General features: G+C 53.8%; 12 protein-coding genes. All 12 read right to left on the minus strand.

The window, feature by feature from the left end; all coding sequences use genetic code 11:
- Positions 1–39: 39 nt before the first annotated feature.
- Positions 40–720 (minus strand): ATP phosphoribosyltransferase, encoded by a 681-nt coding sequence (gene hisG / locus QWY30_RS08945; RefSeq protein WP_290240245.1) that lies wholly within the window; start codon positions 718–720, stop codon positions 40–42.
- An 11-nt stretch (positions 721–731) separates the two neighbouring features.
- Positions 732–1988, minus strand: a complete 1257-nt coding sequence (murA, locus tag QWY30_RS08950) for a UDP-N-acetylglucosamine 1-carboxyvinyltransferase (protein ID WP_290240247.1) — start codon at positions 1986–1988, stop codon at positions 732–734.
- Positions 1989–2231: a BolA family protein gene (locus QWY30_RS08955; RefSeq protein WP_290240249.1), complete on the minus strand. Its 243-nt coding sequence runs from the start codon at positions 2229–2231 to the stop codon at positions 1989–1991.
- A 69-nt stretch (positions 2232–2300) separates the two neighbouring features.
- Positions 2301–3092 carry an ABC transporter permease gene (locus tag QWY30_RS08960; RefSeq protein WP_290240251.1) on the minus strand — a complete coding sequence of 264 codons (792 nt, stop codon included), beginning with the start codon at positions 3090–3092 and terminating at the stop codon, positions 2301–2303.
- Positions 3089–3880 carry an ABC transporter ATP-binding protein gene (locus QWY30_RS08965; RefSeq protein WP_290240253.1) on the minus strand — a complete coding sequence of 264 codons (792 nt, stop codon included), beginning with the start codon at positions 3878–3880 and terminating at the stop codon, positions 3089–3091. Before QWY30_RS08965 ends, QWY30_RS08960 begins: the two co-directional genes overlap by 4 nt.
- A 4-nt stretch (positions 3881–3884) precedes the next feature.
- Positions 3885–4511 carry an MlaC/ttg2D family ABC transporter substrate-binding protein gene (locus QWY30_RS08970; protein WP_290240255.1) on the minus strand — a complete coding sequence of 209 codons (627 nt, stop codon included), beginning with the start codon at positions 4509–4511 and terminating at the stop codon, positions 3885–3887.
- Positions 4512–4520: 9 nt separating this feature from the next.
- On the minus strand, positions 4521–5309 hold the full coding sequence (locus QWY30_RS08975; protein ID WP_290240257.1) for an MlaA family lipoprotein: 789 nt from the start codon (positions 5307–5309) through the stop codon (positions 4521–4523).
- 14 nt (positions 5310–5323) lie between these two features.
- Positions 5324–5827 carry an outer membrane lipid asymmetry maintenance protein MlaD gene (gene mlaD / locus QWY30_RS08980; RefSeq protein ID WP_290240259.1) on the minus strand — a complete coding sequence of 168 codons (504 nt, stop codon included), beginning with the start codon at positions 5825–5827 and terminating at the stop codon, positions 5324–5326.
- A gap of 13 nt (positions 5828–5840) precedes the next feature.
- Positions 5841–6626, minus strand: a complete 786-nt coding sequence (gene mlaE / locus QWY30_RS08985; RefSeq protein WP_290240261.1) for a lipid asymmetry maintenance ABC transporter permease subunit MlaE — start codon at positions 6624–6626, stop codon at positions 5841–5843.
- Positions 6623–7456 (minus strand): ABC transporter ATP-binding protein, encoded by an 834-nt coding sequence (locus QWY30_RS08990; protein ID WP_290240262.1) that lies wholly within the window; start codon positions 7454–7456, stop codon positions 6623–6625. The genes mlaE and QWY30_RS08990 overlap by 4 nt, the downstream gene beginning before the upstream one ends.
- A gap of 123 nt (positions 7457–7579) precedes the next feature.
- Positions 7580–8566: a Bug family tripartite tricarboxylate transporter substrate binding protein gene (locus QWY30_RS08995; protein WP_435433384.1), complete on the minus strand. Its 987-nt coding sequence runs from the start codon at positions 8564–8566 to the stop codon at positions 7580–7582.
- A 37-nt stretch (positions 8567–8603) separates the two neighbouring features.
- Positions 8604–10070 carry a glutamate synthase subunit beta gene (locus tag QWY30_RS09000; RefSeq protein ID WP_290240267.1) on the minus strand — a complete coding sequence of 489 codons (1467 nt, stop codon included), beginning with the start codon at positions 10068–10070 and terminating at the stop codon, positions 8604–8606.
- Between the last annotated feature and the right edge of the window lie 7 nt (positions 10071–10077).

Here is a 10077-nt window from a genome sequence, read left to right on the forward strand (position 1 = left end):
CCCTCTTTTGAAGGGGTCATCAAAACAAATAGAGCTCTATCATGCCACAGAGCTTGCGCTTGCACGCTCAAAGGCATCCAGTAAAGGCTGTAATTCGGCGTGACGGGTTTTAAGCGCTGCACGATTGACCACGAGTCTCGAAGAAATCGGCATGATGTCCTCAACGGCAATCAGGTCATTGGCTTTGAGCGTATTGCCTGTAGATACCAGATCGACAATGGCATCAGCCAGTCCAACTAGGGGCGCGAGTTCCATCGAACCGTAGAGCTTGATCAGGTCGACATAAACGCCCTTGGCTGCGAAGTGTTCGCGCGCTGCGGCCGTGTATTTGGTCGCCACGCGCAGGCGTGCGCCCTGTTTCACGGCGGCTGCGTAGTCAAAGCCATTGCGTACGGCAACCGCCAAGCGGCATTTGGCGATATTCAGGTCGATGGGTTGGTACAGCCCGCCAGGGTGTTGCGCTGCGTGCTCGATGAGTACGTCTTTGCCGGCGATTCCGAGATCCGCCGCGCCATATTCAACATAAGTGGGCACGTCTGAGGCACGCACAATAATCAGGCGCAGACCGGGGTCACTGGTGCCGATAATCAGTTTGCGTGATTTTTCAGGATCTTCGCTGACGGTGATGCCAGCGGCTTTGAGCAAAGGGAGTGTTTCTTCAAAAATACGTCCCTTGGACAAAGCCATGGTCAGGGGGCGCACGCGTGCGTCGGTACTCATGGCGTTTTCCTTTAACTGGATATTCTTTCGATTTGAGCCCCCAGGGCTCTGAGTTTGTGTTCCATGCGTTCGTAGCCGCGGTCAAGGTGGTAAATACGCTCTACCAGGGTTTCGCCCTCGGCGGCCAAGCCGGCGATGACCAGGCTGGCTGATGCGCGCAGATCGGTCGCCATGACAGTCGCGCCAGACAAACGATCGACGCCTCGTACCACCGCAGTATGGCCATCGATATCGATATTGGCGCCTAAACGCAAGAGTTCCTGAACGTGCATGAACCGGTTTTCAAAAATGGTTTCCGCAATCACGGAGGTCCCGTCGGCAATGGTGTTCAGTGCCATTAATTGCGCCTGCATGTCAGTCGCAAAACCCGGGTATTCGTGGGTACGAAAATCAACAGCCTTGGGCCGCTTATGCATGCTTGCCTGAATCCAGTCATCTCCAGTCTGGATCGTAAGACCCGCTTCTTGAAGCTTGGATATAGTCGCGCCCATCGTTGCAGGGGCGGCGCGTCGCAGCATGATGTCACCGCCTGCTGCACCGACCGCACACAGAAAGCTGCCCGCTTCGATTCGGTCCGGAATCACATCGTGCGTGGCGCCATGCAAGGAAGCGACCCCTTCGATCACAATGCGATCGGTGCCATGTCCCTTGATGCGCGCACCCATTTTAATGAGAAGCTCCGCCAGGTCGACAACTTCAGGCTCGCGTGCGGCATTTTCCAGGATGGTTTGTCCATCGGCCAAGACTGCCGCCATCATCAGGTTTTCTGTTCCTGTGACGGTCACCATATCAGTGCGTACGACTGCGCCCTTGAGTTTTTTGGCTCTGGCCACAACGAAGCCGTGTTCGATTTTGATGTCTGCCCCGAGCGCGGCAAGCCCTTGGATGTGTTGATCCACAGGTCTTTGACCGATGGCGCAACCGCCAGGCAAGCTGACGCGGGCTTCGCCGAAACGCGCCAATAAAGGACCCAGCACCAGTATCGAGGCGCGCATGGTTTTAACGAGCTCATAAGGCGCTTCGAGCGCGGTGAGTTGATCGGCGGTAATGCTCACCGTATCGTCGCTTGCGCGATCGGTGCGAACGCCTAATTGCCCGAGCAATTTGAGCGTGGTCGCAATGTCGTTCAGTTTTGGAACATTGGTGAGCGTGACCGTATCCGCGGTCAACAGACCTGCACATAAAATCGGCAGAGCCGCATTCTTGGCGCCTGATATGTCAATCTCGCCTTTGAGTGTGCGACCCCCTGTGATGCGAAGCTTGTCCATTTAGCGGTTTCCGTTGAACTCTTCGGGAGTCAAAGTACGCATGGAAAGCGCATGAATCTCTTGTTTCATCCGGTCGCCCAGCACGCTGTAGACGAGCTGGTGACGGGCGATTGGACGCTTGCCTGTGAAAGCGGCGCTCACAATCAAGGCCTCGAAGTGCGAACCATCACCCGTGACCTCAAGGTGTTCGCAAGGCAACCCTGCAGCGATATAGGTGCGGATGTCTTCAGGAGTGGGCAACATGTTGAGGTCTGTCCTTGATCAAAGTATGTGTGTAATACAAGTCTGGTATTTTTTCAGTGCTCTTCAATCTTAGCTTCTGAGTTTGTAACCGGTCCCTAGCAAACGAAGCGCGAACAGGGTGAGCGCGATGAACACTCCCCCCACCACGGCTAGACTCTGCCAGGGAGAGACATCGGCGATACCGAAAAACCCATAGCGAAACCCGTCAATCGTATAAAACAGAGGATTCCAGTGAGAGACTTTCTGCCAGAAAGGGGGCAGCGTATGAACTGAATAAAACACGCCTGATAAAAAGGTGGCTGGCATGATGAGGAAATTCTGGAATGCAGCGAGCTGATCAAATTTTTCAGAGGTCAGACCGGCAATCAAGCCCAGAATAGCCATAATGCCGCAAGACAGCACTGCAAAAACAAATGCCCAGATGGGCTGTTTGACACCAAGTGGAACAAAATAAAGCGAGACGAGCCAGACACAGGCCCCGACTGCGATGCCACGCAAAATACCGGCGATCATGTAGGCGCTGAAAAATTCGCGGTGTGAAATCGGCGGTAGCAGGACGAACACGAGGTTGCCTGTCACGCGACTTTGAATCAGTGAAGAAGAGGGATTTGCAAAAGCATTTTGCAACATGCTCATCATCATCAGTCCAGGAATGAGAAACGCGGTGTATGGAACGGTTCCGTAGACTTGGATACGATCCTGCAACACCTGTGCAAAGATCACCAGGTAGAGCAAAGCGGTAATGACGGGTGCCGCGATTGTCTGAAAACCCACTTTCCAGAAACGCAACAATTCTTTACCCAGCAAAGTTGGAAAGCCGGAGCCCGCGCCAGGGCGTGCGGTCAGAAGCACGCGCGTCATACTTGTTTCTCCAGTTCGTTGGTGCCCGAATGATTCATGATTTGCACAAATGCCTCTTCGAGGCTGCCGCCGGTACGGGCCAAGAGGGCTTCGGTTGATTCGAGCGCGACGATTTGACCGTGTTTAAGCATCGCGACTCTGCCGCACAGTGCTTCTGCCTCTTCGAGGTAGTGTGTTGTCAGCATGATGGTGTGGCCTTCGCGATTGAGACGGGAAATAAACTCCCACAGGCTGCGGCGCAGGTCGACATCAACGCCCGCGGTCGGTTCGTCCAGGACGATGACAGGCGGACGGTGAACAAGTGCCTGAGCAACTAATACCCGACGCTTCATGCCACCGGACAGCGCACGCATATTTTCATCCGCTTTGTCAGAAAGGCCTAGGTGAGCAAGGATCTCATCGATCCAGTCGTCGTTTTTTCTAAAACCAAAATATCCTGACTGGATGCGCAGTGTTTCGCGCACTGTAAAAAACGGATCGTAGACGAGCTCTTGCGGGACGACACCGAGTGATCGACGGGCCGCCTGATAGTCGTTTACGACATCATGTCCACAAACACTCGCGCGACCCGCACTGGCGAGACACAGACCAGCCAATACGGAAATGAGAGTTGTTTTGCCCGCACCGTTGGGTCCGAGCAAGCCAAAGAACTCACCATGCTCGATGGTGAGCGAGACATCGTCCAGTGCTTGAAAGCCCGGGCCTTGTGGTTTCGTAAACAGCCCGCGCCAACCGGTGGCCCGAGGAGGATAAATTTTTGAAACGTGTTCTAGCGAAACTGCAGACATAGGTTTATTGTGCTCGCTGGTTGAGCGCGGCAATCAGGCCGTCAATGCCGTTCTGGTTAATTTGCTGAGTAAATTGATTGCGATAGTTTTCAATCAGCCAGACATTTTCCACATTGATGTCGTAGATCTTCCAGCCTTGAGGTGTTTTTTCAAGGCGGTAGTCCAGCGAGAACGGTTGTGAGTTCGCGCGTTGTGTGACGAGGGACTTCACGACAACGTCATTGGCATTGGCGTCACCCCTGAAGGGCAGCGTTTTGATGCTGGTTGAATCGTTGACTTTGGTAAATGCACCGCTATAGGTTCGCGCAAGCGTCCCTCTGAATGCGGCACTGAGCGCAGTTTTTTGATCGGCCGTCGCTTCTCGCCAGTTTCGACCCGCAGCGAGGCGCGTCGTTTTTTCGAAATTGACGTATGGCAGGATCATTTCATCCACAATTTGGTTGATACGCTTGATGTCGCCTGAACGCGCTGCAGTATCCGCTTTAAGGGCCGTTAAAACTTGATCCGCCACCTGTTGCACAAATTCATTGGGTGACCCCATCGGATTAGGCTTTTGCTGAGCATTGACGCCCGCAGAAAGCCCTGAAGCAAGTGCCAAGAGTAGAGTTAAGCGTGCAAGATAAGCAAACATGTTCATACCTTATTGGTTACGAGGAGGCAGGCCGAGTGCCTTGCGATCTGCGGAGACGGCTTCGTCATCTTCGTAGCTTGGCAAGCTTTCTGCGTCAGCAATCGGTCCTTTGACTTGAACTTCGCGACGTTTGAGATAGGCATCGCGGATAAAGCTGTAGCGGTCCAGCGCTGTGCGATCAACGGTATCGCTGACTTCGAGCAAGGCTTCGCGACGCTGGACGACCTCCAGTCCGTAGATCGAGTTTCGAACTGAAATATCGGTCACCATCTGACCATAGCCGAATTGATTGACATATGCGTCAGCGATGAGACCCGTGCCATCACGAACAGTACTTGCCCCGATCAGCGGCAAAACAATATAGGGTCCCGAACTGATTCCCCAGACGCCTAGGGTGACACCAAAATCGTTCGGGATGCGTTTAGCGCCTGTGGTGCTGGCAAGGTCCAAACAGCCGCCCAGGCCTAGGGTAGTATTGAGCATGACCCGGCCAAACGTGTTGATGGCATCAATATGCCTTCCTTGAAGAGAGCTATTCACGCCTGCCCAGATATCTCCGATGTTCAAAAAGATGTTGTGGATGCAAGTTCGGATGGGTTGAGGCGTGATAGTGGCATAAGCTCGGGCGACAGGCTTGAAAATGGCGCGGTCAATCGTGTCGTTGAACTCAAAAACCGCCCGGTTGGAACTTTCCCATGGGTCTGCGGCGATCGGCGTGGTCACGGAGTGCGTCGCGCAGCCACCGAGAACAGCTAGTAGCCCGATGAGCAGGGTTTTATGAATAATATGCGTCTTCATAGTAGTAACCATTATTAATTTTTAGGCTTGGCTGAGCCCGAAGCGGGAGCCGTCTCACTACCTTGCTTTTCCGCAGTATTAAACAGAAACTGGCTAATCAGGCTTTCTAGCACGATTGCGCTCTGAGTGTATTGAATGGTGCCGTTGTTGGCGAGATTGGTGTCGTCCCCACCCGCTTCGAGACCAATGTATTGCTCACCTAATAAACCTGAGGTCAGAATTTTCGCAGACGAGTCAACGGGGAAAAGAAAACCTTTTTCCATATCCAGCTGGACGACAGCCTGGTAGGTCTTGGTGTCCAGAGAGATCGATGACACGCGTCCAACCACCACTCCCGCGCTTTTGACGGGAGCCCTGACTTTGAGTCCGCCGATGTTATCGAACTTGGCCGACAGGGTATAGGTCTGAGCGATGGAAAAGCTGCTTAGATTTGCGGCGCGTAAGGCCAGAAACGTGATGGCGATTCCACCCAGAAGCACAAAGAGTCCAACCCACCAGTCTGTTTTTTCAGTAGACATTTCGGTTCCAATATCAGTTGCTGAACATCAAGGCGGTCAGCAGAAAATCAAGACCCAACACTGCAAGAGAGCCGGCTACAACCGTACGGGTTGTTGCGCGTGCCACACCTTCGGGGGTCGGGCGGGATTGCCAGCCTTCGTAGAGCGCAATCAAGGTGACGGCAACTCCGAACACAAGGCTTTTGATGACGCCATTCATGACGTCTTTCCAGACGTCAACGCCACTTTGCATTTGAGACCAAAAGGCGCCAGTGTCGATGCCGATCATCAGTACACCTACAATCCAGCCGCCTAGAATACCCACCATTGAAAAGACAGCCGCCAAAATAGGCATGGCAATGACGCCTCCCCAGAACCGCGGGGCCAGCACTCGGCGAATGGGATCAACGGCCATCACTTCCATGGCGGCAAGTTGTTCACCTGCTTTCATCAGACCAATTTCCGCTGTCAGGGAGGTGCCAGCTCGGCCGGCAAAAAGCAAGGCTGTCACCACGGGACCCAGCTCACGGGTGAGTGAAAGTGCCACCAACAGGCCAAGTGCTTCTTCGGAACCGTAACGATTGAGGGTGTAATAACCTTGAAGCCCGAGCACGAAACCAACAAAGAGTCCGGACACAGCAATGATCAGCAGAGAATAGTTGCCAATGAAATGGATTTGTTGGGTGACCAGGCGCGGACGCGTCAAAGCAATGCCGCTGCGTCGCAGAAGCAGCAGAAAAAACCGCGTAAACATACCGAGCCCGACGATTCGGGTGCGCACCATGCGGCCGGTTATTTCGAGCGCGCGATTAGGACTCATCGACGCGCCTCTTGCTGTTTGAGCCAAGACTCGAATTTTGGCGTGCTGGGGTAATCAAAAGGCACCGGTCCGTCAGGCTCGCCTTTTAAAAACTGCTGAACATATGGATCTGGCGAATTGCCCAGTGTCGTTGGCGTTCCGTGTGCTTTGATGGCTCCCTGACCGATCAGATAAACATGATCCGCGATGGCAAAAGACTCCGTGATGTCATGTGTAATCACAACCGAAGCACAGCCGAGTCGATCCGAGAGGCTTCGTATCAGTCTTGCTGTAATCCCAAGTGAAATGGGATCGAGACCTGCGAAAGGCTCGTCATACAACACGAGCTCGGGTTCCAGAACAACTGCGCGCGCAAGCGCCACGCGGCGTGCCATGCCACCGGATATTTCTGAGACTTTGAGATGTGCAGCCGTGCGCAGCCCGACAGCCTCGAGTTTGTCCAGAACACGCGCGAGCAATTCGGAAGGCGAGAGTTTGGTGTGTTCTCTGAGGGGAAAAGCGACATTTTCAAAGACGTTGAGATCTGTGAACAACGCGCCTTGCTGAAAGAGCACCCCCATTTTTTGGCGCAGGGTTTGCAGCTGATCGCCAGTGACCTGAGCGAGATCTTGATTAAAGAGACTGACAACGCCAGCGCGCGCTTTGATTTGTCCCGTCGCTGCGCGCAGAAGGGTTGTTTTCCCAGAGCCTGATCCACCCATCAGAGCCACCACCTGCCCGCGTCGGACATTCAGAGAGATATCGCGCAAAATACTCACGTCTCCATAGCCCAGTGACACATCGGCCAGGCGTAAAACGAGATCGTCAGGTGCGGAAGAAAGCGAGGGCATCAGGAACCCGGTGAGGTCATCGCCAAATGGCTGGAACAGGTAAGAATACCCAGTGACCCTGCATTGTAGCGCTCGCTGCCCGGTGTTCGCGACCGACTGACGGCACAAAAGATGGCTGGAGACTTAATTCAGCTTGATATCTGCCGATTTAATGACTTTTGTCCATTTGGCGGTTTCTGAGGCGATAAAGTTGCCAAAAGCTTCAGGTGTGCCGCCCACCGCTTGACTCCCGACGCTTGAAATCGCAGTAGCGACGTCGGGGTCTTTGAGAATTTCGTTAAAAGCCTGATTCAATTTGGCGATGATGGGAGCCGGCGTCCCGGCCGGTACGATGATCCCTTGCCAATTGTAGGATTCAAAACCTTTTATGCCAAGCTCTGACATCGTGGGCACATCTGGAAGGATTGTCAGTCGCTCGGCGGAAGTGACCGCGATGGGGCGGACTCGGCCACCTTGAATGGAGGGTAGCGCCGCGTAGCCCATTTCAAACATCATGTTCAGGTGTCCGGCCATGAGATCTGTCGCTGCGGGTGAGCCCCCTTTGTAGGGCACGTGCGTAATATCGATTTTGGCGGAGTCCCTGAACATTTCGCCTGACAAATGATGCGCGCCACCCACACCAGAGGAGCCGAACGTCAGTTTGCCAGGTTCTTTTTTAGCCAGAGCGATAAGTTCGTCGAGCGTTTTGACCGGCATGTTGTTCGCCACGCTTAATACAAGCGGACTGTTTTCGATCAAAATCACGGGTGCCAGATCCCGGGCGACGTTATATGGCATCTTGGGCATCAGTGAGGGATTCACCGCCAGAGGGGCGAGATTTCCAGACCCAAGTGTGTAGCCATCGGGCGCGGCTTTGGCGATCATGGATGTCCCGATGACTCCGCCTGCGCCACCTTTATTTTCGACCACAACAGGTTGACCGAGTTTGTCTGAAAGCTTACGCGCCAAAAGCCGCATTCTGGTGTCAGAAAAGCCTCCCGGCGCATAAGGCACAATCAATGTCAGCCCCTTGTTCGGCCAGTTGTCTGTTGCCTGCGCTTGGGCCTGGATTGGCGCAAGAGATAAAACAGCCAACAAACCGGATACTGCGAATTGAAAGAGGCGTGACATTTTTTTCATGGAAGTGCCTGTAACCTGTAAGACCGGTTTAACGTGGAAGTTCGCTTGAGCCCATCAGGAACTCATCGACCGAACGAGCGCATTGACGACCCTCGCGGATCGCCCACACCACGAGGGACTGACCACGTCTCATGTCGCCTGCGGCAAAGACTTTGTCGACATTGCTCTTGTAGTCATCGGTATTGGCGCGTGCATTGCCGCGTGGATCCTGGTCAATGCCAAAAGCAGTCAAAACATTGCTGACGGGCGCGACAAAACCCATTGCCAAGAGCACCAGGTCGGCCTGGATATCAAACTCTGAACCTTTGATTTCCTGCATACGCATTTGTCCAGTGGTCTCATCCTTGATCCACTCGACGCGTGCAGCCACCAGTTTTTCAACTTTACCGTTTTTGCCGACAAGAGATTTGCTGGTGATGGCCCAGTCGCGTTCGGCGCCTTCTTCGTGCGAGGACGAAGTACGCAGCTTGGCGGGCCAATAGGGCCATGTCATGGCTTTGTTCTCGCTCTCGGGCGGGCGAGGCATGAGTTCGATCTGGGTGACGGATTTCGCGCCGTGGCGATTGCTCGTGCCCACGCAGTCCGAGCCGGTATCTCCACCACCAATGACCACAACGTGTTTGCCTTTTGCCAAAACCTGATTGCTGAGTTTGTCACCGGCAACCACTTTGTTTTGTGGACGCAAAAAGTCCATGGCGTACATGACACCATCCAGCTCACGTCCAGGAATAGGCAAGTCGCGCGGCGTTTCGCAGCCGCCCGTCAACACAATCGCATCGAATTCTTTTTGAAGCGATTCTGGCGTTTTGACCGTCAAACCTTTTTCGGGCGCATCGCCTGCCTGACCCACATAATGCGAAGCTTTGAAGGTCACGCCCTCCGCTTCCATTTGCGCGATACGCTGATCGATGAGTTTCTTTTCAAGTTTGAAATCAGGAATGCCGTAACGAAGCAACCCACCGATCCGGTCATTCTTTTCGAAAACCGTCACGTCGTGACCGACACGCGCCAGTTGCTGGGCGCAAGCCAAGCCTGCAGGGCCGGAGCCAATCACAGCCACTTTTTTACCTGTCTTTTGGGCAGGCACTTGCGGGACGACCCAACCTTGCTCCCAACCCTTGTCGATGATGGCATGTTCGATTGACTTGATGCCGACCGCGTCGTCGTTGATGTTGAGCGTACAGGCAGCTTCGCAAGGTGCCGGGCAAATACGACCCGTGAACTCGGGGAAGTTGTTGGTTGAATGTAAAACATCCAGTGCGGCGCGCCAGTTTTGGCGGTAAACAAGATCATTCCAGTCAGGGATGATGTTGTTGACAGGGCACCCATTGTTGCAAAAAGGGATGCCACAATCCATGCAACGCGCAGCTTGTTTGCCCGCCTGCTCATCACTCAGATGCAAAACAAACTCGCGCCAGTGCTTGAGTCGGTTTGCGGGTGGCTCAGAGGCCTCTTGCAAGCGTTTGACTTCTAGAAATCCAGTAATTTTTCCCATGATGATT

The organism is Zwartia panacis, assembly GCF_030410395.1.
Taxonomy (GTDB): domain Bacteria; phylum Pseudomonadota; class Gammaproteobacteria; order Burkholderiales; family Burkholderiaceae_B; genus Zwartia; species Zwartia panacis.